The organism is Peribacillus alkalitolerans, assembly GCF_010882125.1.
In the GTDB taxonomy this organism is placed as follows: domain Bacteria; phylum Bacillota; class Bacilli; order Bacillales; family DSM-1321; genus Bacillus_BN; species Bacillus_BN alkalitolerans.
In genome coordinates, this window is the sequence record NZ_JAAGVZ010000008.1 from 19,638 (window position 1) to 45,660 (window position 26,023).

The 26,023-nt window shown below is 39.2% G+C and carries 22 protein-coding genes; 4 read left to right on the forward strand and 18 right to left on the reverse strand.

The features are described 5' to 3' along the window. Positions 1-9: 9 nt before the first annotated feature. The 5 genes from G3O09_RS11220 to G3O09_RS11240 all read right to left on the reverse strand — a co-directional run bounded on the left by G3O09_RS11220 (position 10) and on the right by G3O09_RS11240 (position 5,613). Entirely contained in the window at positions 10-1,023 is a 1,014-nt protein-coding gene (locus tag G3O09_RS11220) for an ABC transporter ATP-binding protein (protein WP_163101583.1), read from the reverse strand. Next, positions 1,023-2,042 carry an ABC transporter ATP-binding protein gene (locus G3O09_RS11225; RefSeq protein WP_163101584.1) on the reverse strand — a complete coding sequence of 340 codons (1,020 nt, stop codon included), beginning with the start codon at positions 2,040-2,042 and terminating at the stop codon, positions 1,023-1,025. Before G3O09_RS11225 ends, G3O09_RS11220 begins: the two co-directional genes overlap by 1 nt. 197 nt (positions 2,043-2,239) lie before the next feature. Then, positions 2,240-3,022 carry a DUF2268 domain-containing putative Zn-dependent protease gene (locus G3O09_RS11230; RefSeq protein ID WP_163101585.1) on the reverse strand — a complete coding sequence of 261 codons (783 nt, stop codon included), beginning with the start codon at positions 3,020-3,022 and terminating at the stop codon, positions 2,240-2,242. Between the two features lie 338 nt (positions 3,023-3,360). Continuing rightward, a complete protein-coding gene (gene fabF / locus G3O09_RS11235; RefSeq protein ID WP_163101586.1) occupies positions 3,361-4,596 on the reverse strand; it encodes a beta-ketoacyl-ACP synthase II in 1,236 nt (411 codons plus the stop codon). 84 nt (positions 4,597-4,680) lie between these two features. After that, complete coding sequence (locus tag G3O09_RS11240; RefSeq protein WP_163101587.1) at positions 4,681-5,613, reverse strand: beta-ketoacyl-ACP synthase III; 933 nt, start codon at positions 5,611-5,613, stop codon at positions 4,681-4,683. Between the two features lie 260 nt (positions 5,614-5,873). Here G3O09_RS11240 and G3O09_RS11245 point away from each other — a divergent pair, with 260 nt between their 5' ends. Further along, positions 5,874-6,095, forward strand: a complete 222-nt coding sequence (locus G3O09_RS11245) for a hypothetical protein (protein ID WP_163101588.1) — start codon at positions 5,874-5,876, stop codon at positions 6,093-6,095. 40 nt (positions 6,096-6,135) lie between these two features. On the opposite strand, the gene G3O09_RS11250 is transcribed toward G3O09_RS11245, so the two are convergent. From G3O09_RS11250 to G3O09_RS11265, 5 genes are all read right to left on the reverse strand, one after another. Next, entirely contained in the window at positions 6,136-6,321 is a 186-nt protein-coding gene (locus G3O09_RS11250) for a ComZ family protein (protein ID WP_163101589.1), read from the reverse strand. A gap of 56 nt (positions 6,322-6,377) precedes the next feature. Further along, positions 6,378-6,767, reverse strand: a complete 390-nt coding sequence (locus G3O09_RS22495) for a BMP family ABC transporter substrate-binding protein (protein WP_240338410.1) — start codon at positions 6,765-6,767, stop codon at positions 6,378-6,380. Then, positions 6,761-6,979, reverse strand: coding sequence for a hypothetical protein (locus G3O09_RS22500; RefSeq protein WP_240338411.1), 219 nt, complete (start codon positions 6,977-6,979; stop codon positions 6,761-6,763). Before G3O09_RS22500 ends, G3O09_RS22495 begins: the two co-directional genes overlap by 7 nt. 99 nt (positions 6,980-7,078) lie before the next feature. Beyond that, entirely contained in the window at positions 7,079-7,822 is a 744-nt protein-coding gene (locus G3O09_RS11260) for an NAD(P)-dependent oxidoreductase (RefSeq protein ID WP_163101590.1), read from the reverse strand. A gap of 117 nt (positions 7,823-7,939) precedes the next feature. Beyond that, positions 7,940-8,668 carry a hydrolase gene (locus tag G3O09_RS11265; protein ID WP_163101591.1) on the reverse strand — a complete coding sequence of 243 codons (729 nt, stop codon included), beginning with the start codon at positions 8,666-8,668 and terminating at the stop codon, positions 7,940-7,942. Between the two features lie 195 nt (positions 8,669-8,863). Here G3O09_RS11265 and G3O09_RS11270 point away from each other — a divergent pair, with 195 nt between their 5' ends. Beyond that, the gene (locus tag G3O09_RS11270; protein ID WP_163101592.1) at positions 8,864-9,052 is read left to right on the forward strand and encodes a YjzD family protein; all 189 of its coding nucleotides are present in this window, start codon (positions 8,864-8,866) and stop codon (positions 9,050-9,052) included. A 172-nt stretch (positions 9,053-9,224) separates the two neighbouring features. Here the strand turns inward: G3O09_RS11270 and G3O09_RS11275 are convergent, their stop codons facing one another. The 8 genes from G3O09_RS11275 to argC all read right to left on the reverse strand — a co-directional run bounded on the left by G3O09_RS11275 (position 9,225) and on the right by argC (position 19,012). Next, positions 9,225-9,404 carry a YjzC family protein gene (locus G3O09_RS11275; protein WP_163101593.1) on the reverse strand — a complete coding sequence of 60 codons (180 nt, stop codon included), beginning with the start codon at positions 9,402-9,404 and terminating at the stop codon, positions 9,225-9,227. 173 nt (positions 9,405-9,577) lie between these two features. After that, the gene (argF, locus tag G3O09_RS11280) at positions 9,578-10,528 is read right to left on the reverse strand and encodes an ornithine carbamoyltransferase (RefSeq protein ID WP_420850339.1); all 951 of its coding nucleotides are present in this window, start codon (positions 10,526-10,528) and stop codon (positions 9,578-9,580) included. 5 nt (positions 10,529-10,533) lie between these two features. Further along, positions 10,534-13,656, reverse strand: coding sequence for a carbamoyl phosphate synthase large subunit (locus G3O09_RS11285; protein ID WP_163101595.1), 3,123 nt, complete (start codon positions 13,654-13,656; stop codon positions 10,534-10,536). Continuing rightward, complete coding sequence (locus G3O09_RS11290; RefSeq protein ID WP_163101596.1) at positions 13,649-14,731, reverse strand: carbamoyl phosphate synthase small subunit; 1,083 nt, start codon at positions 14,729-14,731, stop codon at positions 13,649-13,651. Before G3O09_RS11290 ends, G3O09_RS11285 begins: the two co-directional genes overlap by 8 nt. A 76-nt stretch (positions 14,732-14,807) precedes the next feature. Continuing rightward, positions 14,808-15,950 (reverse strand): acetylornithine transaminase, encoded by a 1,143-nt coding sequence (locus tag G3O09_RS11295; RefSeq protein WP_163101597.1) that lies wholly within the window; start codon positions 15,948-15,950, stop codon positions 14,808-14,810. After that, on the reverse strand, positions 15,947-16,720 hold the full coding sequence (argB, locus tag G3O09_RS11300) for an acetylglutamate kinase (protein ID WP_163101598.1): 774 nt from the start codon (positions 16,718-16,720) through the stop codon (positions 15,947-15,949). The genes G3O09_RS11295 and argB overlap by 4 nt, the downstream gene beginning before the upstream one ends. A gap of 10 nt (positions 16,721-16,730) precedes the next feature. Continuing rightward, the gene (argJ, locus tag G3O09_RS11305) at positions 16,731-17,957 is read right to left on the reverse strand and encodes a bifunctional ornithine acetyltransferase/N-acetylglutamate synthase (RefSeq protein WP_163101599.1); all 1,227 of its coding nucleotides are present in this window, start codon (positions 17,955-17,957) and stop codon (positions 16,731-16,733) included. A 20-nt stretch (positions 17,958-17,977) separates the two neighbouring features. After that, entirely contained in the window at positions 17,978-19,012 is a 1,035-nt protein-coding gene (gene argC / locus G3O09_RS11310) for an N-acetyl-gamma-glutamyl-phosphate reductase (protein WP_163101600.1), read from the reverse strand. A 243-nt stretch (positions 19,013-19,255) separates the two neighbouring features. Here argC and G3O09_RS11315 point away from each other — a divergent pair, with 243 nt between their 5' ends. Together G3O09_RS11315 and G3O09_RS11320 are read left to right on the forward strand one after the other, a co-directional pair. After that, positions 19,256-19,939, forward strand: coding sequence for a Crp/Fnr family transcriptional regulator (locus G3O09_RS11315; protein WP_163101748.1), 684 nt, complete (start codon positions 19,256-19,258; stop codon positions 19,937-19,939). 441 nt (positions 19,940-20,380) lie between these two features. After that, on the forward strand, positions 20,381-25,942 hold the full coding sequence (locus G3O09_RS11320; protein WP_420850338.1) for a pullulanase: 5,562 nt from the start codon (positions 20,381-20,383) through the stop codon (positions 25,940-25,942). The last annotated feature ends 81 nt before the right edge of the window (positions 25,943-26,023 follow it).

The window sequence follows — 26,023 nt, forward strand, 5'->3', positions numbered from 1 at the left end:
GAAGACTTACTAGTTATATAAGTGACAAGCAACTCTCTGCCCAGGCTTCACCTCCCTTAAAGTTGGCTTGACCTGTGAACACTCCGGCATCGCGACTGGACACCTTGGATGGAATGGGCAACCCGATGGAGGATTGATTGGGCTTGGGACATCTCCTTCAAGTACGATCCGTTCCTTCTTCTTTCTTGGATCTGGTTCAGGTATTGCCGAGATTAACGCTTTTGTATAAGGATGAAGCGGATCGTCATAAATAGACTTTTTATCCGCAATTTCCACAAGGTTTCCTAGATACATAACCCCTATACGATCACTCATATGTTTAACAACACTCAAATCATGGGCAATAAATAGGTATGTCAATCCAAATTCATCTTGCAGATCTTTTAAAAGATTTAATACTTGAGATTGCACGGAAACATCAAGTGCTGAAACAGGCTCGTCCGCAATAATCAACTTAGGTCTTAGAGCTAATGCTCTTGCAATACCAATACGCTGTCTTTGTCCTCCGGAGAATTCATGTGCATATTTGTAATAAGCATCTTCAGGTAGTCCAACTTTGCCAAGGAGCTCTATTACCTCATCCTTTAATTCAGCCTTACTCTTATTCGAATAATTACGAATCGGTTCAGAGACAATGTCCCCTACCATTTGAGTTGGATTCAAAGAAGCATAAGGGTCTTGGAATACCATTTGCAAATCTTTACGAATGTTACGAAGAGTAGTTCCACCAACCGTTGTAATGTCCTTGCCATCAAAGAGAATAGTTCCTTCGGTTGGTTTTAGCAAACGAAGCAGTGTACGGCCAGCTGTTGATTTCCCACAACCAGATTCTCCAACCAAACCTAGAGTCTCTCCTTTATTAATCTCAAAGGAAATGTCATCTACGGCCTTGACCATCCCGATTACTTTTCTTAAAAAACCTCCCTTAACAGGGTAATAGGTTTTAAGATTTTTTACTTCAAGGAGTTTTTCCGATGATTTGCTTCCTGCAGTACTAGTGTCCTTTACTTCGGTAATGCTCATTATGTATGCACCTCAGCCTTCGGTTTACTAGTTTCATATAGTAGGCAAGCCACTTCATGACCTGGCTCACTTTCAGCTAGAAGAGGTGAGATTGTTCGGCATGCACTCATTACGGACGGACAACGATCCACAAATCGGCAGCCTTGTCGTGGCATATTTTTTAATGAAGGTACAATTCCTTTAATCGATGCCAACTCTTCCACTTCTTCATCAAGCTTCGGAATCGATCCCATCAATAGTTTTGTATATGGATGTTTAGGATTATAGAACAGAGAGTCAACGGTTGTACTCTCTACCACCTTCCCTGCATACATAACAATTACGTCATCACACATCTCGGCTACAACACCTAAATCGTGAGTGATTAGAATGACGGACATATCATTAACCTGTTGGATTTCCTTTAACAGTTCGAGTATTTGTGCCTGAACCGTAACATCTAGTGCAGTTGTAGGTTCATCAGCTATGAGCAATTTTGGCTGGCATGCAATGGCCATCGCAATCATAACCCTTTGTCTCATTCCACCTGAAAGTTGATGTGGGTATTCATCCACAATTTGTTCTGCCCTTGATATACCAACACTTTTCAAAAGCTTTACGCAACGATCTCTTGCTTCCCTTTTAGAAATCTTTTCATGATTGAAAAGAACTTCCATCAATTGAAAACCGATGGTGAAAACAGGATTTAAAGAAGTCATCGGCTCTTGGAATATCATCGAAATGTCTTTTCCTCTTATTTTATTAATCTCTTTATCGGACAGACCTTCTATATTCCTTCCTTGAAACTTAATTTCCCCACTACGTACTTTTCCAGTTCCTTTAGGAAGGAGTTGCATTACAGATAAAGACATTACACTTTTACCGCAACCAGATTCACCAACAATACCGATTACTTGTTTTGGTTTCACCTTAAAAGATACATTATCGACTGCATTATAGTACTCACCCTCAATAAGAAAACCAGTCTCAAGATTTTTCACTTCGAGAAGTGGTTCTTCTTTTGTGGAACGGTTTGGCATGACGTCACCCCTTAAATTTACAGTTAGATAAATTAACCAAATTTAAAATATCTTTATAATTATTATTATTTTCTGTAAATTCATTATATTTTAATAAAATATTATTACAAACTTTTTACATTTTCAAGCTATTTTTTACTTTTCTTACATGAAATCGTGTGAAAAATGTATATTTAAAAATACAAAACCTTGATTTATCAAGGTTTTGTCAGATTATTTTTGTAAGTATTTCGAAAGATGTCTGAAGACATCGAAAACGATGTTTTAGTAGAATAACGATGGAGTGAATAATATTCTTTTACTAAATGATAACCAATACAATATCCTAGCAATGGTGGAAATCCATTTTTTCCATACATGATGGATTCATGCTTCTTTTCTTTTTTTGTAATAGTCAAATTTTCTTCAATATACTTTTTCCATAGCTTAATTATTTCACTTTCTTCATATATAGTAGTCCAGTTTGCCGTATACTGTTCTCCAAGAAGTTGGTTTACGGTATATTCAGCCAATCCTTCCATAATTAATGAATCCATCAACGTCAGCTCTTTTGCTGGTTTTGTCATTTTTTTGAGGCGATTTACATGATGATATTCATGGACCATTAAAGCCTCTAATTCTTTGATTTCTACATTCGGTGAAATAAAAAGGATCATTTTGTCATTAAAAGCAATTCCCGACTTTCGTTGGCCACGGAAAAATAATGACCCACCTTTGATGGGGAACAGATAAATCGGTATGTCTACACCATCCCATTGTGATTTGTATTTCTGATAAATTTTTTCAGCTTCCGTCCACAATGAGCGTTCTATCATTTTATTAAAATCTTCTTCTGATTTTTTACCGCCTCTAAACATCCCTTGAAATTGCAAGTATTGATGAAGCTTTTCAACATCATCTTCTTGAAATGCTTTCAATAGTAATTTAGTTATCTCCAATGGATTGTCTACATGCTTTTCCAACCAAACCTTCGTATCCACTACCCCACTTCCGTCACCTCTTTGATGAATATTTGTTGAAATAGTCTATGCAAAGAAGAGGGTAGTGGAACCTGTCGAACGGGCATACATTGGATTATATGCTTGTACCTGTTTCGAAAGTCCAAATACCAATTATTTCTATATTTAGATTTTTAGATTCAATAAGTAGAAAATTTCTCCATAAAGGAATCCGATATGTGTGCTATAACCTTAGGCTAGTGGTGGATATAGAAAAATATGAGGATATTTTTCGTACCGTGGTGAACCTACTCAAAGGATGTTCATTACTCTAAATAAAAAAAACGAAGACCATCTATAGGCCTTCGTTTCATTAACTATTATTGATATTTTTTAAATACGATTGTAGCGTTGTGCCCGCCAAATCCTAGAGAGTTACTCATTGCAGCTGATACTTCCTGCTTTCTGGAGGCATTTGCAACATAATCCAAGTCACAATCCGGATCTGGTGTCTCAAGGTTCATGGTAGGTGGTAACACATTTTCTTTAATGGATAAAATCGTGAAAATCGCTTCCACTCCACCTGCTGCCCCTAGCAGATGCCCAGTCATGGACTTAGTTGAGCTTACTGCCAACTTATATGCGTGATCTCCGAATACTTCTTTGATTGCCATTGTTTCAAACTTATCATTATAAGGTGTGCTAGTTCCGTGGGCATTGATATATTGGATATCTTCCGCTTTCAATTCTGCATCATTCAAAGCCATGTTCATCGCACGCGCTCCACCTTCTCCTCCTGGTGCTGGCGCCGTGATATGATGGGCATCTCCTGTTGCACCGTAGCCAACGATTTCCGCATAGATCTTCGATCCACGGGCTAATGCATGCTCTAATTCTTCTAGAACCACGATTCCAGCACCTTCACCAATTACAAACCCATCACGGTTTGCATCGAATGGACGGCTGGCAGTATTAGGATCCGTGTTTGTTGAAAGTGCAGTATTTGCACAGAAACCAGCTACTGACATTTTTGTAATTGGCGCCTCTGCTCCACCCGTTACCATTACATCGGCATCTCCACGTTGAATGACTTTAAACGCGTCTCCGATTGAATTTGTTCCTGTCGCACATGCAGTAACCGTACATGAATTAAATCCTTTAGCTCCTAGCATGATTGAAACTTGACCAGTCGCCATATCTGGAATCATCATTGGCACGAAGAAAGGACTTACTCTTCGGTACCCTCTATTTAAGAACGTTTCATATTGTGCTTCGAATGTTTCCATTCCACCGATCCCAGAACCAATCCACACACCAACTCGAGGAGCGATTTCATCTGTGATTTCAAGGTTTGCATCTTTTACAGCCATATGCGATGCAGCAACAGCGTAATGGGTGAAACGGTCCATTTTTCTAGCTTCTTTTTTATCGACGTACTCTTCAATATTAAAATCCTTTACTTCTGCTGCGACTTTTGCCGGATATTCATCGGCATTCAATCGTGTTAAAGGACCAATTCCTGTCTTTCCTTGCAAGATATTTTCCCAAGAAGTACTTACATCATTTCCGACTGGTGTCACAGCACCTAGTCCTGTCACTACTACTCTACGTTTCATTTTATTTCTCCTTTGCACTCATTCGTTATATTAGGTAACAACGGATTTCAAAAATATATGTGATAATAACAAATTAACTTAGAGTTATCTTCCCCATCTTAATGCAATTGCACCCCAAGTAAGGCCTGCACCAAAACCAACCATAACGATTAGATCGCCATCTTTAATCTTGCCAGCTTCTAGTTCTTCCACCATTGCAATCGGGATAGATGCTGCAGAATTATTTCCATATTTATGAATCGTTTTTGACATTTTCTCTATCGGTAGTTCAAGACGTTCTCTAGCCGCTTCCATTATCCTGACATTTGCTTGGTGCGGAATAAGGAAATCAACATCTTCTTTATTTAATCCTGCCTTATTTAACACTTCAATGCAAGATTCCCCCATTTGTCGAACAGCAAACTTGAACACTTCTCTGCCGTTCATGTGTAGGTTTTTATCTTGATAGAGGTGTTTCCCTCCTGAACCGTCAGCTCCTAATTCGAAAGATAGGATTCCTTTTCCTTCTGATACAGGTCCAATTACCACAGCACCTGCACCATCGCCGAACAGCACTGCTGTATTACGATCATTCCAATCCGTGATTTTAGAGAGTTTCTCAACACCAACCACTAAAATATTTTTATAGACCCCTGATTGGATGAATTGAGCTGCTGTTACTGCCCCATACATAAACCCGGAACATGCGGCGCTCAGATCCATAGCTGCAGCTTTTTTTGCTCCCAATCGTTCTTGAATCATGCATGATACGGTTGGGAAAGGTTGGTCAGGCGTTACAGTCGCCACTAGGATTAAATCTAAATCCTCAGCAGTAATACCTGCATTTTCGATTGCTTTCAAGGCTGCTTCGTATGCCATATCAGATGTATTCATATCATCCCCAGCAATCCTTCTCTCTTCTATTCCAGTCCTAGTACGAATCCATTCATCTGAAGTATCCAATATTTTTTCAAAATCAAAATTGGTCATGATTCTCTCAGGTAAACAACGGCCTACTCCTAATATCCCTGCATTCATAATCGGTAGCCCCTTTTCTATTTATAATAAAACATTCCATTCTCTTAAGACACTATTTTTTATTACCAAACTTTATGACTTGGTACTAATTCTAACGAAAAAATTTTTTTCTTTCAAGAACTTTATACTTTTATGATGTTAATACTGACTTAGAATTGTTCCTTGAGTAATTCTATCCCAATAGGACAAAAATCCATACCATATAGATTTGTCCACTCATACTGTAGGATATGTATCTAACTAACGAAAGGAAGAAAAATATGTTCTTAAACCCAAAGAAACCAATGCGTAGCGATTCAAATTTGGATCGCCTTATGTTTGGCTCAAAAAGACAAATAGAAGAACAACAAGTCACTCAAGGTGGAATTGACCTTGACCAATTGATAGCGCATGCCGAAACTCTCATGCAAGCCTACTCACAGTTAAAACCAAGCATACAAAAGGTCCAGCCATTAGTGGAAGGCTTATTAAAGAAAAAATAAAAAGCTGCCGATGGCAGCTAACTACATATGTACGCTTACTCTATTCCTTTTGTGCATCTTGCTTACCTAAGTCATATGCCTCTTGCATGACTTTTGTAAATAAGTCCATAAACGTTGGCAGGACATCCATAGATAATTGGATCCCTGCTTCATCCAACTTTGCTTTTGCTTCAGGAAAATATTTCATTGCGATTTGCATAAATTGCATATTTTGATTTCCTTCCATCTTTCACCCCTCCTTTGAACATTCTTAATCAGCTAATAGGAAGTTTACCTGTTTTTTTAGTGATCAATCCATCCACTCATTTTTTCTTGGAAGGACTTTCCCACCACAGGACTATATTTCCCCATGGAAATTACATCATCCTGAAAGTCAAAAACAAGGTTTCCTGTCTCTAGCTTACCCTGATTAAATAATTCAGCAGCATGTAGGTAAAGCTTATCCACATGTTGGACGGTGCTAGTCAATACTGTGGTTTCACCCAAATCCGACTGTTTAGACACATACCCAATCACATATAAGCCTTTTTCTTTCATACGCTCTATAACATGGACATTATATCCATCTCCTGCAGGATAAACAACATCATTTTCATGTTTAATTAATTCATCAGTCAAAAGCAGTGTTTTCTCGACATTGTCCCAATCTTGAACGAAGAAAGTATCTACCATTGCTTCAGGGTTTTGGAATATCGACCCATCTTACCCAATTCAGATTGGATACTTAGCAAACCTATATATCCTTTCGTCCCCCATACTTGATCATTTACCGTTTCAGGGACTAATAAGCCAACATTTTTTAATTGGCTGGCTGCTCCATTCGAATTACAGCCAACCATGGTTAGGCATATTAGAAAAACGAGCGCAATTTTCTTAAAGACCATCTACATGCAGCAACCCTTTCAACTCACATTTTCAAAAGAAATACTTTAATCTATTTTACTTCTGGAATGTTCTATTGAAAAGAAACTCAACCTGATCCACTATTTCTTCTTCCATTCCTGTAATTTTTTTTGCAATTCCATATGCTTTTTCTGTTTGTAAATTCCCTCTTCTGGTTTTGTTTTAACTTTAATTTCGTATTTTTTGTGTTTTATATTTCGCTTCTCTTGTAAAATGATTTCCTCTTTGTTATTCGCTAATTCCAAGCAGGATTTTAAATGATAGTCCAAGTCGCTGACTAGTTCATATACGTCTGATTTCAACTCTAGGATATTTGGCCATTCTTCAACAAGATCACGTACATATAATGCATCATTAACCATTCCATTTCCTGGGGAAGATATAGCTTCATTTGTTAAGAGGCTCTGAATCAATTCGCCACTAGGCTGCCAAGGTCCATAAATTGTAGGTGATATTAGCCTAATTTTCCCTGCCTCATCCACTAATTGTACGCCATATGGATATAGTTCGATTACTAAACAGCCTTCAAGACGGGATTCCTCAACGATATCATTAATCTTGATTAAAATATCATTCTGGATATTACCGAAATCATAGTATGGAATGTGAATGACCCATTCGGCTTTAACTTCAAATTCATCGTCTATGGAATGAAAAGTAAAATTAGCATTACGGCCAAATGAAAGGGCTTTTTCCTCCCTTTCATCCTCGACCATATCTGATTTCCAATCTACTCCAATGACCTCATCTCCAGTTTCTAATAAAAAATCACATAAATGGTACCCTACAAACCGATAACAACCTAAGACCATATGTTTTTTCATAGCATCCCCCGATATTTTGGTCCGCTCATATTTCCAAAGTTTGGACTATCCAACTAGGATACGAACCCAATCGCTTTGTTGTATCGTATGCACCACTTTTGAAAAATATATGGAATCCTATAGTTCTTGCTCAAATTGTTGAAAAAATGAAACAGCTTGACGAGCTAGTTTAAATCTTTGTTCCGCAAAAAGGTATTGAAGTTCGACAACGGCTCCTGATTCTTTATCGGGCTTGATATTTTTATAAAGATGCGATTGATCATCTCCTTGATGACCAAGTATGTGAATAACCTTGATTGGTATGGAAGTTTTATATTCAAAGGTTGAATTTTCATCTAATATCCTACTTCTTTCAGAATCTTGGGCACCATGTGCATTTTCCAATTCTCTTAAAAACCGTTTATAAAAAAACTTTTTCTCCTTTTCGTTAACGAGCTTTGTTTCTAAGGATAGGCAAGGATTAATAAAGACAGCGGATCGAACTTTTTCAGGCCATTCTTTCATGATACGAAGGGCCAATATGGCTCCCATGCCCTCTGTGTAAATATGGATTTTATCATTCAATATTTCACTTTTCATGATCATGTAATATAATTGCTTCGATAATTGAAAAGCTCGTTCACTTCCCCAATGTTTTCCGTACAAATGTGAAGAAAAAGCGGTATACCCTTGATTCTTCATTGATTCTATCAGTTTAATCCGGCTAGGATGCTGGTCCCAAAAACTATTTTTCTCTTCTACATAATGCTCTCGATCGCCAATGAGAAAGACAGAAAAGCCATTTGGTTTTTCTGGATAATAGACAATATTCCATTGGCTGTCCATTAGAAATGTACGCTGCATCATTTCTGTCCCCTTTCTCTGATTCTCAATTCAATGTATGAAAATATTGGTTTTGCGAAAGCGTATTAGCCTAATCAAATTATAAAATTGTTCCCTACATGGTTTTTATTAATAAGGGCAATTTAAGATTAAAAAGCGTTTTCATTAAATGAAAAGTATGGTACTATATAAAGGATTGTTAAACAAAGAGGTGAAAACATGAGATTCGTAATGACCTTTTTCTGGACGTTTTTATTAGTTCAAATGCTTACATACGTAGTTAGTTCCATGAGTGGAGTTCATTATTCCTTCACAACAGGCACTACATTAGCAGTTGTAGTATTTGTATTGATTTCTGTACTTAGCTTTTTAATTCCAAACGAGCCAGTGGAGCACTCGCATCACTAAGAATTGGAATAGCCTTCAAGGGTGACTACGCACATTAGCTAGTTACCCTTTTTTCTATTATATTGTCCTAAAAGAAAAAAGGATGCTTGAAGTTCAATAAAAATGAACTTTTAAGCATCCTTTTTTTATTACATTTAATCTAAAATCTGAATCTAGAGGCGTACATCTTTATTTACACTTTTGGCTGGTAGGTCCAATGGCGCTTATCGTTTGAAGTCTCTGGGAACGGATCTCCAGCTTTTAACTTGATTTTCTTAGGGTTATTAACATTGCTGTTTGTATCCCCTACTTCAACATAATAGCCATTGTTTGGTGCTTTTTGACCTGATCTAAACTGATGTGATTGACCCATTTTATATCCCTCCTTTTCGTTCCCTATTATTATGACCTAACGTCATTTTTCAATGAGTCCAAATTAGATCTAAAAGAGAAAGTCTCTTTTGCATAGATTGTTGTATTGTTTGCCCGTTGATTGCACGAAAACAGCATAAAAGAAAAGAGCGATCAAATAATCGCTCTTAAATACTAACTCATCAAATCTACAAGCAAGGCTTTCTGTGCATGTAATCTGTTGCCAGCTTGATGAAAGATTACAGAATGTGCTCCGTCAATAACGCTGCTCGATACTTCTTCTTCTCTATGAGCTGGAAGGCAATGCATGAAGATATAATCCAGCTTTGCGTGCTTTACAAGATCTTCATTAATTTGATATCCCTCGAACGCTTTCAATCGCATTTCGTTCTCTAGCTCCTGCCCCATGCTAGTCCATACATCTGAATAAATGATATCAGCTTCCTTTACAGCTTCGATTGGATTGTCTGTAGTAAGAATGGTTCCGCCACTAATTTGGCATGCTTCTTTGGAAAGTTTCACAACTTCTTCATTAGGTTCATATCCTTTAGGGCAAGCGATCGCAAAGTCCATACCAGTTTTCGCTGCTGCTAACATTAAGGCATGGGCCATATTGTTACCGTCCCCAACATACGCAAGCTTTAACCCCTTTAATTCCCCCTTGATTTCTTGAATCGTCAAAAGGTCTGCAAGTGCCTGGCAAGGATGATCATAGTCCGTAAGTCCATTGATAACAGGGATGGAAGAGTACTTCGCCAATTCTTCAACTTTCTGATGTTCAAACGTGCGAATCATTATTCCATCCAGATACTGTGATAGGACTTGGGCAGTGTCGGAAATGGTTTCTCCACGTCCAATTTGCAGTTCTTTGCCACTTAAAAATAATGCGTGTCCGCCTAACTGTAGCATCCCTACTTCAAAGGATACACGTGTTCTAGTCGAAGATTTCTCAAAAATCATCCCTAATGTTTTTCCTTTAAGGGGAGCATATGCTTCATCCAGCATAAATTTTCGTTTTATTTGTTTAGCTAGATCTAACAGTGATTCAATCTTATCTTTTGTCATGTCTTGGATACTCAAGAAATCTTTTTGTTGAATGATGTTTGTTTTCTTAACCTCTTTCATTACATTCATTTCAATGCACCCTCTTTTCTACTTGATAGCCATGCTTGTAATGGAGTAACCTCCCATTGAAGCACTTTTTTAGACAATAAGAACGCCAAAAACGTTTCTTCTTCTGTAAATGTGAATAGTCTGTATTTCGATCCCTTTAATCTTAAGGTTTCTCCATTAATACCATAAGAAAGGATGGCCAAAGCTTGCTCGCTTTTTACCCATTGATCGAAGTCTTCCAAATAAACCAGTTCGATACCTACGGATTTGCACTCCTGAGAAATCTTTTCACTTATGTGGACTTTAGGATCTACAAAGACTTGAAAAGCACCTTGCTTTCCCTGTCTTCCTAGGTAATGAAACGCTTTAAAAAGTGAATCCTCTACATCCTTTCCAATAGCAATTCCCTCACCTGTCGACTTCATTTCTGGACCTACTTTTGGGTCAAGCCCATTTAATGCAAAGGTCGAAAAGACTGGATATTTAATTACTGAATAAGGAAGAGCATCAATAAGACCTGTGGTTTCTACTAATTCCGACAATTTATATTTCCCAAGCAATATTTTTGTCGCAATTTGTACCATTGGTGTATCCGTTATTTTGCTGATGATTGGAATGGTTCGACTTGCTCGAGGATTTACCTCCAACACATATACATGATCACCATCTATAACAAACTGAATGTTCATTAAACCTTTATACTGTAATTCCTGTACCAATTTCATCGCATAGGTTACCATCTGATTTTGCACATCTTCAGAAAGACTCTTTGCTGGCATAATCGACATACTGTCACCTGAGTGCACACCAGCCTTCTCGATATGTTCCGAAATCGTCGGCACAAGAATTTGCACACCATCTGTCACTAAATCTAATTCCGCTTCTTTTCCTGGCAAATAGCGGTCAATTAAGATTGGGTATACCATATCCTTTCTTGCGACTATGCTATTATTCAAAGATTCAAAATCCTTATAAATCTCCATTCCCCTGCCACCAATGACATATGACGGACGGAGTAAAATAGGAAATCCAATCTCCTCAACGTTTTGGAATAACTCGTTTTGGTTATTCGCAATGCTGCCCTGTACATGGGGAATACCGAGCTTTCGAAGTAATGAATAAAAACGGTCTCGGTCTTCAAGTTGGTCCAAAACATCATACGAGGTTCCAAGTAGCTTTGCGCCGTATTCTTCTAGCCTTTTTGCCAAATTGATCGCCGTCTGACCTCCGAATTGGACAATCACATCGGTGATTCCTTCGGCTTCCATCACATTCACTACATGTTCAAAGGTTAGTGGCTCAAAATACAATTTATCAGCAGTGGCAAAATCAGTGCTTACCGTTTCTGGATTGTTATTAATCATGATGGTTTCGATTCCTTCACTATGAAGGGCGAATACTCCATGTACTGAGCAATAATCAAATTCAATTCCTTGACCGATTCTGATTGGTCCACTTCCAATCACTAAAACTTTTTTCTTTACAGATTGTGTTTGTTCATTTTCTCCAAAATAAGAGGAGTAATAATATCTTGTATGAGAAACAAATTCTGCGGCACATGTATCTACGGTTTTATAAACTGCCATCACGTTGCAGTCCTTACGCTTTTGGCGGACTTCTATTTCAGGCACTTTCCAAATGTGTGCTAGGTATGCATCAGAAAAGCCTTTTTCTTTTACATTTTTCAAAAATTCTTCTGATACGTTCACAAAAGAAGTTTCTTGAATCCTTTTTTCCATCTCCATTAATAGAGAAAAGCTGGATAGGAAAAACAGGTCAATTTTCGTTAGCTCATGTAGTTTTTGAATAGTGATTCCTCTTCGAAGTAATTCTAATAAAACAAAAAATCGTTCATCATCTGTATTTTGCAATTTAACAAAAAGCTCTTGCTCTTCATATTGCTCCAAGCTTGGTAAATAAAGTCCTTCGACCTTCAATTCAAGGGAATGAACGGCTTTCTGGATCGCAGCTTCTAAATTACGCTCCAGTGCCATGACTTCACCAGTGGCTTTCATTTGAGTTCCTAGTTTTCTCGTTGCCTGAGGAAATTTATCAAATGGCCATCTTGGAAACTTGACGACTACATAATCCAAAGAAGGCTCAAAGCTTGCAAATGTACTTTCCGTCACTGGATTCATCAACTCATCCAACCTATACCCCACAGCCAGCTTCGTAGCAATCCTTGCGATTGGGTACCCTGTTGCCTTTGAAGCAAGTGCTGATGAACGGCTTACCCTTGGGTTGACTTCAATCAAGTAATATTGCTTGCTCTTTGGATCAAGCGCGAATTGTATATTACAGCCTCCGATGATGCCTAATGAGGAAATGATTTTTATAGATGCCGCTCTTAGCATTTGATATTCTTCGTCAGATAACGTCTGGGATGGAGCAACCACAATCGAATCTCCTGTATGGATTCCAACAGGGTCGATATTTTCCATATTGCATATGGTGATGCACGTGCCTTTACCATCTCTCATGACTTCATATTCGATCTCTTTAAACCCTGCAATACTTTTTTCAATTAGACATTGACTGATTGGGCTTTCTTGGAGTCCACCTCTAACTAGTTCCTTTAGCTCCTGCATACATGAAGCGATTCCTCCACCTGTCCCTCCCATTGTATAAGCAGGTCGAACAATTATCGGAAAGCCAATCTCAAGGGCAAAAGTAATCGACTCGTCTAAAGAATGGACAATTTTGCTTTCAGGGACGGGTTCCGCTATCGTATACATGAGCTGTCGGAACAATTCACGGTCTTCACCATTTTTTATGGATTCGATTGGTGTCCCAAGCAGTTTCACATCATGTTTTTTAAGGATTCCTGCATCATCAAGAGCATAAGCAAGGTTTAAACCGGTTTGCCCACCCAATGTAGCTAATACTCCATCCGGCTTTTCCTTTTCTATGATTTTTCGCAACGAATCAACCGTTAGTGGTTCAAAATAAACAACGTCTGCATGCATTTCATCCGTCATAATAGTGGCAGGATTGTTATTCACTAAGATGACTGTATATCCTTCCTCTTTTAAAGCTAGACATGCCTGTGTTCCTGCGTAATCAAATTCAGCTGCCTGCCCAATCACAATCGGGCCAGAACCGATGACTAATATCGTTTGTATGGTAGTATCTTTAGGCATATACTTTCTCTCTCCCGATTCCGTAACGTACCAGATTTATGAATTCTTCAAATAATTTTGCACTTTCGGCTGGACCTGGATGTGCCTCTGGGTGGAACTGTGCAGTCAATATAGGCAATGACTCATGAGAAAGGCCTTCAACTGATTGATCATTCACATTCTTGAATCGAACATATAGACCTGTTCCTTTTAAGCTTCCTTCTTCCACCATATAGCTATGATTTTGCGAAGTCATGAAGACTTTCTTCGTTAACACATCCACAACTGGTTGATTAGCACCACGGTGGCCAAATAATAGCTTTTCGGTATTTCCTCCAAAGGCCAAAGCGGTCAGTTGATGCCCAAGGCAAATCCCCATCGTTGGATACGTTGTGATAATTTGTTTTAAGTTTGGTAATATCCCATGTAGGTCCTTTGGATCTCCGGGACCGTTCGTTAAAAGAACACCGTCTGGTTTCATGGATTCAATCTTTTTATAAGTCGTATGAAATGGAACGACAGTTACTTGGCAACCACGTTCTAAAAGTGATGTTAAAATCGATTTTTTGTATCCGAAATCAATCATGACAATGTGTGGACCTTTTCCATCAAATTTTGTAGGTTCCACATTACTGACTTGTTCCACTAAATTTTTCTGTATAGACTCGTTCCCACAAGAATTCCATTCCTTCGAAGAATCCATAACTGCTGGCATTGTTCCATGAGAACGAATTCTTTTCACAATGGCACGTGTATCGATATGTCCTAACATGGGAATATTCCATTTTTCAAGATACTCCTTTAGAGAGTGCTTTGCTTGATAATGAGAGTGTGCCATGGCACTTTCGTAAACTATTACCCCTGCAACATGTGGAATCTGGCTTTCAAAGTCACTCTCATTGATGCCATAATTTCCAATCAGAGGATAGGTGAACACTACGATTTGGTTTTTATAAGAGGGATCTGTCAGTACCTCTTGATAACCTGTCATTCCTGTATAAAATACGACTTCTCCTTGGACATTCGATTTAGGAGCGGTCGTAATCCATTTACCAGTAAATGTTTCTCCACTTTGTAAATGAATATATCCTTTCATTTCCTCACCTCATCTTTTGCATTTTTATTAACTTTTAAGTATTTTTATGCATTCATTATTAAAAAAATATACCTATTTATGAATTAATCGTCTGGCAGATTCGCTTAATCGCAATATCCATTTCTTGCTGGGTGACAGTAAGGGGAGGCAATAACCGTAAAACATTAGGCCCTGCCAGTAATGTCAAAATGCCTTCCTGCTGTAATTGCATTAAAAATGGGTTTGCTTCACAATCTATTTCTATTCCAATCATTAGACCCATGCCTCTAATATTTTTAACATGCTTAGAATTAGCGAGCTTTTTCTGTAATTGGCTTTTCAAATAGTGTCCTTTTTCCCCTACTAACTCTAAAAAATCCGGTTGAAAAATAATGTCTAACGTAGCCTTGCAGGCTGCTAGGCTAACAGGATTCCCACCAAAAGTCGATCCATGACTCCCTGGTCCGAAATATCCTTCCAATTCCGCCTTTCCAATCATAGCGCCAATTGGTAACCCGTTTCCTAACGCTTTTGCCACTGTAATGATGTCTGGTGAAATATCAAAATGTTGATAAGCGAACGCTGTTCCTGTTCTTCCTATCCCAGTTTGTATTTCATCCACGATGATTAAAGTTCCATTTTTCTTTGCCACTTCTTGAATCTCCGTTAAATACTCTTGAGATACTGGATGGATTCCACCCTCGCCTTGGACCACCTCAAGCATAATTGCAGCAGTATTACCGTCGATTTTTTCCGAGACACTTTTAACATCATTAAATGGAATATAATCAAACTCCTCAAGCATTGGTCCATATCCAACCCTAACTTTTTCTTGGCCAGTCGCTCCCATCGTTGCATACGTTCGACCGTGAAATGATCCTAAACAGGAGATGATTTTCTTTCTTCCAGTTGCTTTTTTAGCCAATTTTATCGCCGCTTCGTTTGCTTCTGCTCCACTATTACAAAAAAACACATGATTTAATTGGGAAACTTCCGTTAAATGTCGGGCTACCTGTTCCTGGATGGTAAGTGTAAATAAATTAGATGTATGCCAATATTGCTCTAATTGATCATACACGGCTTTCGTAACCTCAGGATTGCAATGTCCGAGGCTTGTAACCCCAATTCCTGAAGTGAAGTCCAAATATTCCTTACCAGCTTCCGAATATAGCCAGCTTCCGATTCCTTTCTTTGGTCGAATATCCCATCTTTGGTAAGTTGGGAAGAGCGCTTGATTCATATTGTTATATTCTCTCCTTTTGTAAATGAAGTACCTACCAAGCAACCATTTTCAAAAAACTCATTTGTACCGCTAACAATCACGACTTCATTTACACCTATTTCAGTCGCTTTTAAAGCGGTCTTGACCTTTGGAATCATACCACCGTATATTATTCCTTCATTAATGAACTCCATCACTTGATGTTCACTTAAGGAATGGAGTAACTGACCATCCTTTATTACCCCTTGGACATCTGTTACAAAAAGAAGAGCATCAGCCTTGATCGCTTGTGCGATTGCACCTGCAGCCATATCAGCATTTACATTGAGCTTTTGCCCTGTAGATGTAATCGCAATTGGAGAAATTACAGGTGTCCAGCCTTCCTTTATTACCATCATAAGCCTTTTTATTTCTACATTTGTTATGGTCCCTACATAACCTAATACAGGATAATCCACAAACTCACCTGTTAGAAAATTAGCATCACTTCCATTCAGTCCAATAGAAGGAATGTCATTTTGATCTAGTAGAGAAGTCAGTAACCGATTCGTTTTCCCCGCCAGCATCAGCTCAACAACTTCCATAACTTCCTTTGTCGTAACTCTAAGACCATTGGAAAACTCCGCTTGGACACCCATTTTATCCAACATTGCTGAAATGTCTGGGCCACCACCATGTACAAATACAAGCTGATGACCATTCCTCTTTAATTCTTGAAGACTAGTAAAAAAATCTGGTGTTAGATCATGGATAATGCTGCCCCCAAGCTTAATGACATAAGTGGCCATACTCCCCCTCCTAACTTCGATAGCTTGCGTTTATTTTCACATAGTCATACGTAAGATCACAGCCCCATGCTATGCCGGATTCCTTTCCTTCGTTCATCTTTACATGAATCGTGATCGCATTGTTTTGTAAATATTGCTGTGCTTCTTGTTCAGAAAATGCTACAGGTTGACCGCTATTTAAAACGACGATATTACCAAAAGAGATATCCACTTGATCTGGGTCGAATAACACTCCGCTTCGGCCCATCGCACCAATTATTCTTCCCCAGTTCGCATCAGCACCGTACATCGCCGATTTGACTAGATTACTGCCTACTATTGTCTTAGCAATCTTTTGTGCATCCATTTTACCCTTTGCACCTGTTACTTGAACCTCTATTAACTTGGTTGCACCCTCACCGTCTTTGGCGATTTTTTTTGCTAAATCTTCGCTAACCGCTTTTAATAACTCTACGAAGCAATCCCAATCCTTATGTTCAGGTGTCAACATGTCATGTCCTGCATACCCGTTAGCAAGCACCATTACCATATCGTTCGTTGACGTATCACCATCCACTGTGATTTGATTAAAAGTTTCGTTTGTCACTTTTGAAAGGGCATGTTGCAAGGAGATTGAATCAATGGCAGCATCCGTTGTAATAAACCCAAGCATTGTAGCCATATTCGGGTGAATCATTCCTGATCCTTTTGCAGCCCCACCCATCGTGACAAGCTTTCCTCCAATTTCTGCTTGGTATGCACAACCTTTAATCACTGTATCAGTTGTCAAAATCGCTGTTTGAAAAGCTTTAGCGCTCTCAGAATCACCTGACGGATTTAATAGGTTAATACCGTATTGAATTTTATCCATTTTCATATACTCACCGATGACACCCGTAGAAGCCACAGCAACATGGTGTTCCTTTACTTGAAGATGACTTGCTGCCATCTTACGCATCTCATAAGCATCTGCCATTCCTTGCTCCCCTGTACAGGCATTCGCGCAAGCACTGTTCACGATAATCGCTTGGATAGTTCTTCCATGGCTAAGGCTATCCTTTGTAACTGAAAGGGGTGCTGCTTGAAAAACATTCGTAGTAAAAACGGCCGCACTTGCTGCAGGTTTTTCAGATAAAATGACACCTACATCCTTCTTGGCATAACGCAGTCCAGCATGTACTCCTGCAGCCTTAAATCCAGGAACACTCAATATCGTTCCATTTTCAAATTCTTGTATCCTTTGTTTTACGGTCTCCATACTTACCCCCTAATTTCTCATCAAGGAAACAAAGGCATATGCTTCAAGCCTTCCGTTTCACTTAATCCATACATTACATTCGCATTTTGTACAGCCTGCCCAGCCGCGCCTTTTAATAAGTTGTCAATGACTGAAACAATGGTAATCCTATTTGTTCTTTCATTTAATGCAATCCCTATATCACAGTAATTCGAGCCATAAACCTGTTTGGTGCATGGGAAGATAGTTTCCCTGCCTATCCTGATAAAAGGACAATTAATATACGTTTCCTGGTATAGTTCTATCAATTGTTTAGTCGTAATGTCTTGATTCGCCTTGACATACATAGTCGACATAATCCCTCTGGTCATGGGGACTAAATGGGTACTGAAATCAATCGAAGAGGCACCAGGAAGCCAAGATTTAATTTGCTGTTCAATCTCTGGAATATGTTGATGTTCATGTACTTTATATATTTTCATATTTTCATTGATTTCACTGTATAAGGTTGATGTTTGTGCTGTCCTTCCCGCACCTGAAGCCCCAGATTTGGCATCGATGATTAAATCTTCACCATCTGTCCAGCCTTCCTTCAGTAATGGAGCCAATCCAAGGAGTGTAGCAGTAGGGTAACATCCTGGGTTTGCAAGGATTTTTGCTTTTGCAATTTGCTCCTTGTTCCACTCAGTCAAACCGTATACTGCCTCTTCCAACACATGATTTGATACAGGTGTTTTCTTATACCATCTTGTATATTGATCTGAATCCTTTAGCCGTAAATCACCGGACAGATCAATGACCTTCAATCCTAATTCCATAAAAATGGGTGTCAATTGGGATGAGACACCACTCGGAGTGGCTAAGAAAACCAAATCACTTTCCTTTGCGATTTTTTCTGGTTGTATGTCTTGCAAAATGTATTCAATATTAGCTAAATGTGGATATCCTTCATTGATTGACGTTCCCGGACTTGATGATGTATTTAAGGAGCCAATAGAGAAAAAAGGATGGTTCTGTATCAGTCGTACCAACTCTAGTCCGCTATATCCTGTCGCTCCAATAATGGCAGCTTTCATGAAGTCTCCCCCTATATGTCTCATATCATATTAATTTCTCTCATTATAAAACTGCATAAAAATAAAATCAATTGTATTTTTATAAATTTATTTTCATTTTTCAGATATACATGAAAATAGTAAGCAATCTATATACTGTAAAAAAATACATTTTCCAGTTGACTGTCAGCCTAATTTCTTATTAAATCAAAGATAGCTAATGCCTACTGAACCTCAAAAGGTGGTTTTTTAATGTTTGAATCAATGAATAACATTTCTACTGAACTACAAGAAATCCTTAAATCGATGCATCATGTCAAAAAACTGGAAAAAGGGACTTACTTATTTCAGGAGGGCACTGCTGCAAACGAATTATTCATTATCATGAGTGGAAAAGTACAAATTAGTAAGATCATACCTGATGGAAGAGAATTGACCCTTCGTATTTGTTCTAAGGGAGATATTGTGGGAGAAATGATTTTATTTTCTACTTGTTCTAAATATATGATGAGTGCAAAAATCCTTGAGGACGGAGAAGCTGCGGTTATCTTGAAGGATGATTTAGAAGAGAGACTCTCAATTGATGGATCTGTAGCGGTCGAGTTTTTAAAGTGGATGGCAACTCAATACCGTAAAACGCAAACGAAGTTTCGAGACCTCCTTCTTCACGGTAAAAAAGGCGCTCTTTATTCAACGCTAATTAGACTAACTAATAGTTACGGGGAAAAAACAGATGATGGAATTGTTATTAAACTCCCACTAACGAATCAAGAGTTAGCCAATTTTTGTGGCACATCTCGAGAAGTAGCAAATCGGATGCTAAGTGATCTTCGTAAACAAAAAATAATTTCCATTGAAAAAGGTATCATTACTATTCATGATCTTGAATATTTAAAAACGGAAATCGATTGTGAAAACTGTCCAGCTGAAATATGTAATATAGATTGAAAAAGCCGGTATCTCTGAATCTTTGAGATAACCGGCTTTATATTTTTACAAACATCATACCCCTACTTAGATAATATCAGGTATCTTTCAAAATTGCAGTGACTAAAGTTACACTATTGTCTATTATAGTTTAGGTTGGTACGATGCTTGCACTTCTATTAATGGCTAAACAAGATTAATAAAGGGACTTTAGTACCAATAACTACCAGCCGATATAGGACATATCTCTCTTTTTACTCTCAACGCATAGCTGGTTTTCAGAATTTATTATAAAATTGAGAATAAAGTTTTTTGCAAGCGTTTGCATTATTCAATCTATTTTTTTAAACGATTGTGCAAACGTTTTCATAAATAGGGTCTTATAGATTTTTTCTTTATATATTAAGAAAGGTTTCTATTATTACTCTATTAACACCAAATTAATAAGGGGGAAAAATGTCGATGAGAAGAAAGACTAAGAATGGATTCTCTATTTTCATGACAGCGATCATGCTTTTGAGTTTGTGGTTACCTTTTGTGCCTGCTCAACAAGTATCGGCTGTAGGTTCTTCCACAACTGAAGAATCAACTGTCACATCGTCTGATCGCAAGGTGCGTTTTACCTACATTCGTGAAGACCAGAACTTCGGCGAATGGAATATTTGGACCTGGAATACAGAACTGAGCGATGGCCAGGTTGATTTCAATACCAGGGAAGGGAGCAAGGCAATGGTAGATATCCCTGTAGGTTCTAATACGAAGCAAATGGGCTTCGTACTTCGTAGTACCTATGACTGGAATACTGCACAAAAAGAGTTCGGAGATCGTTTCATTCCGGTCAATACGAACGACACACTCACCAAGGCTTACATAACTAGCGGTGTCGAACAAATCCGCATCGTTCCAGATGGATCGGCTCCTGTGATTGATAAAGGAAATGCAACTTTCTTCTATCGTGATAAACAGCTTTTCTCAAACGATCAAATGGAGACGATTCAAAAAGTAGATTTGAAGTTTGATGGCAAAACAACACCAATGACGTATGAACATAAGAATGAGAGATTCGTAGTCTCTTACGAAAACATTCCAAATGGTAAAACTCCATACACGTACGTTGTGACCATGAAAGATGGCACTACGAAAGAAGTTTCGGACCCTTATAACACCGTTGATGGAGTATCAGCAATTGATTACCAAAAAGCGGATCTGACTGTGAAAGGCTCTGTTACACCAGCAGCGGTTGACTATAATGAAAACGCTGTCTTAAAAGTTGACATCCAAGGCTTGAATGAAAGCCTGAAAGTCAGCAAAATCACTGCAGACACATCTGCACTTGGCGGATCTGACGAACTTGAAATCGATCCTTCATTAAAAGAAATCACAATCGGTGTAGATGACAACGTAACTGCTGGAACAAAAGAGATTCCTTTGACAGTAGTAGATTCTTACGGAAACTACTATTACGGGACAGCATCAATTGATGTTAAAACACGACAATCAGTCGGTGAAAATGATTTTGATTGGGATGAATCCATCATTTATTTCATGCTGACAGACCGTTTCTTTGATGGCGATTCATCAAACAACGACCCTTACAACCTGAACTACGACGCTAAGAACGACCGCGGTACGTATCAGGGTGGCGATTTTAAAGGAATTACTCAAAAACTCGATTACCTTGATAAGCTAGGCGTAAACACAATTTGGATCTCTCCTATTGTGGAAAACATCAAGCATGATGTCCGATACAATAATACTGAAGGGCATTCATATTATGCTTATCACGGATATTGGGCTAGCAACTTTGGAGAGTTGAACCCTCACTTCGGTACAATCGAAGAATTCCACAATCTGATCGACACTGCTCATGAAAAAGGCATCAAAATCATGGTTGACGTGGTCCTTAACCACACTGGATATGGATTAAAAGATCTCGACGGTACGGTTACCACCCCTCCAGCCGGTTACCCAACTGATGCAGAACGAAGCAAGTACGGCACGCTTCTACGCCAAGGATCAAATGTAGGCACTGATGAGGTGGTTGGTGAATTAGCTGGTCTTCCTGACTTAAAAACAGAAGATCCAGCAGTCCGCCAGACAATTATCGACTGGCAAACAGACTGGATTGAAAAAGCTACAACTGCAAAAGGTAACACAATCGACTACTTCCGTGTGGATACTGTGAAGCACGTTGAAGATGCAACATGGATGTCATTCAAAAATGCACTTACAAAAAAAATGCCGACACACAAAATGATTGGCGAAGCTTGGGGATCGAATGTCAACAATGACTACGGATACCTTGAATCAGGTATGATGGACTCCCTGCTTGACTTTGGCTTCAAAGACATTGCTCATGATTTTGTAAATGGCCAACTGAAGGCAGCAAACGATGCCCTTATTGCTCGCAACGGAAATATCGACAATACTGCTACTTTAGGCCAATTCTTAGGAAGCCATGACGAAGATGGATTCTTATTTAAAGAAGGAAATGACCAAGGTAAGCTAAAGGTTGCCGCCTCCCTTCAAGCAACAGCTAAAGGTCAGCCGGTAATTTACTACGGTGAAGAACTTGGACAAAGCGGAGCAAATAACTATCCACAATACGATAACCGTTATGATCTTGCATGGGATAAAGTTGAAAACAACGATGTTCTTGAGCACTATACAAAGATCCTAAACTTCAGAAGCGCTCATTCAGAATTGTTCGCTAAAGGTGAACGAACAACTGTTGGCGGCACTGACGCTGATAAATTCTTACTTTTTGCAAGAAAATACGGACATGAGGCTGCTTATGTCGGCTTGAACGTTGCTGACACAGCAAAACAAGTGACTTTATCAGTTGATTCTGCAGCTGCAATTGTAAAAGACCATTATGCAGATAAAACTTACACTGCAACAGAAGCTGGAGAAATCACATTAACAATTCCTTCTAAAGCTGATGGCGGTACTGTTTTACTAACGGTTGAAGGCGGGACGATCACAGGAGCTAAAGCTGCTGGCGAAGGTGACGGCACAGTTGAGCCAGTCCCTGCGAACCATATCCGTATCCACTACAACCGTACAGACAACAACTATGAAAACTATGGTGCATGGCTATGGAACGATGTAGCCTCCCCTTCTGCCAACTGGCCGACAGGAGCTACCATGTTCGAAAAAACAGATAACTATGGTGTATATATTGACGTACCACTTAAAGAAGGCGCAAAGAACATTGGATTCCTAGTAATGGATGTTTCAAAAGGTGATGCAGGCAAAGACGGCGGTGACAAAGGCTTTAGCATCAATTCACCAGAAATGAACGAAATTTGGATTAAACAAGGTTCTGACAAGGTCTATACTTACGAACCTGTTGATCTACCAGCTAACACTGTCCGCGTCCACTATGTACGTGACAACGCAGACTACGAAAACTTTGGTGTTTGGAACTGGGGCGATGTTGAAGCACCTTCCGAAAACTGGCCAACTGGCGCGAAGAAATTCGAAAATACAGACCGTTACGGTGCCTATGTGGATATTAAACTTAAAGAAGGCGCGAAGAACATTGGTTTAATTACACTTAACACTTCAAATGGAGAGAAAGACGGCGGAGATAAATCATTCAACCTACTGGACAAATACAATCGCATTTGGATCAAACAGGGAGATGATAATGTTTACATTTCTCCTGATTTGGAGCAAGCGACAGGAATTACATCTGCCGAGGTCATCTCTACTGATAGCGTTCTATTAGGGTTCACAATGACAGACGGCTTAACACCTGACTCTCTAAAAGCTGCTCTTGAAATCAAAGACGCAACAGGTGCTGCAATTCCAGTTGAAAGTGCTGAAATCACGAGCGCTACTTCTGCAAAAGTAAAAGCAACATTCGACCTAGAAAAGCTTCCATTATCCGTTACGTACGCAGGCAGAACTGTTTTTGCTTCTACTGGCTGGAGAATGCTTGATGAAATGTATTCGTATGACGGAAATGACCTGGGTGCTACCTACAAGAATGGAGCAGCAACGCTTAAATTATGGGCTCCTAAAGCTAGCAAGGTAGTCGCTAACTTCTTTGATAAAAATAATGCAGCTGAACAAATCGGCAGCATAGAACTTAAGAAAGGTCAAAAAGGAATCTGGTCAGCAGACATAGCTCCTGGCGATCTGAACATAAACGATCTTGAAGGTTATTTTTATCAATATGAAGTAACTAACGACGGTGTAACTCGACAAGTATTAGATCCATATGCAAAATCAATGGCTGCATTCACAGTGAATACTAAGGGTGAAGCTGGTCCTGACGGTGACACGGTTGGTAAAGCAGCAATTGTAGACCTAAGCGGTACAGACCCTATAGATTTTGACCATGCAAAAATTAAAGGTTATGAAAAGCGTGAGGACGCTGTCATCTACGAGGTTCACGTACGTGACTTCACGTCCGACCCTTCAATCGAAGGCGACCTGAACGCAAGATGGGGTTCATATAAAGCTTTTATCGACAAGCTTGAGTACATTAAATCTCTTGGTGTCACACACGTTCAATTACTGCCTGTAATGGCTTGGTATTACGGCAACGAAACGAACATGGGCCAAAGAGAGCTAGATTATTCAGCTGGCGGAAATGAATACAACTGGGGCTATGACCCACACAGCTATTTCTCACCAGACGGTGCGTATTCACAGGATGCAAGAGACCCTGAATTACGTGTGAAAGAGCTTAAGCAGTTAATCGATGCAATCCATGATGCTGGAATGGGTGTCGTCTTTGACGTGGTTTACACTCATATGGCAAAAGCAAGCCAATTGAATGACATTGTTCCAAATTATTATGCTTTCCAGGATTCAAAAGGAAACTTCCTTGGCGGTTTCGGAAACAACCTGGCAACTAGTCATAAAATGGCTGAAAAGCTAATGGTCGATTCAGTGAAATACTGGTTCGAAGAATATAAGATTGATGGCATGAGATTCGATATGATGGGTGACGCAACCTCCCCTTCTATCCAAAACGCATATAACGCTGCAGCTTCTGTAAATCCTTATGCACTTTTCATCGGTGAAGGCTGGAGAACCTTTGCAGGCCACATCGCTGAGCCAGAGCTTAAAGGCATGGGTGCAGACCAGGATTGGATGGATAAAACAAACAATGTAGGCGTCTTCTCAGATGAAATTCGTAATGAATTGAAATCGGGCTTCGGTTCCGAAGGTGAGCCTCGATTCATTACAGGCGGAGCTAGAGATATCAATACTATTTTCAGCAATATTAAAGGTCAGCCGTCCAATACAGCTGACGACGATCCAGGCGATATGGTACAGTACATTGAAGCGCATGACAACCTGCCGCTTCACGATGTAATTGCTCAATCAATTAAAAAGGATCCATCTGTTCCTGAAAACGAATTGGAGATTCACAAACGCATTCGCCTTGGAAACTCCATGATTTTAACGTCTCAGGGTACTGCTTTCTTACATGCTGGCCAGGAATATGGCAGAACGAAGCAATGGAAAGGTGAAGGCATTCCAGAGCAAAAGTATCATGAGTTAAAAGACGAGCAAGGAAATCCGTTTGGATATTTCATTCACGACTCTTATGATTCTTCAGATGCCATCAACATGTTCGACTGGCAAAAAGCAACGAATAAAAAAGAGTACTCAGTCCACACAACGACTCGCGCCTATACTAAAGGTCTGATTGAGTTAAGAAAATCAACAAATGCATTCCGTTTAGGTAACAAAGACTTAGTTGATCAAAACGTAACTTTGCTTGACTTCCCTGAAATAAAAGATACTGACTTAGTCATCGCTTATGAAAATGTATCGACTGATAAGACAGGAACATACTACGTATTCATAAACGCAGATACAAAAGCTCGTACGTTGACATTAGGTGACCTTGACTTCTCCAAAGGAAAAGTTCTAGTAGACAACGACGAATCAGGAAAAACACCAGTATCAAAGAAATCAGGCTTCAAATTAACAAAAGACACATTGACACTAGATCCACTGACTACTGTAGTAATTAAGCTGGATAAAGCAACAAAATAACAGGTGCGCAGAGGACGGTTCTCTTGATTCACTCTTGCGACCTACAAAGAAACCTATTTCATAAAGCACAGGCACCCACCT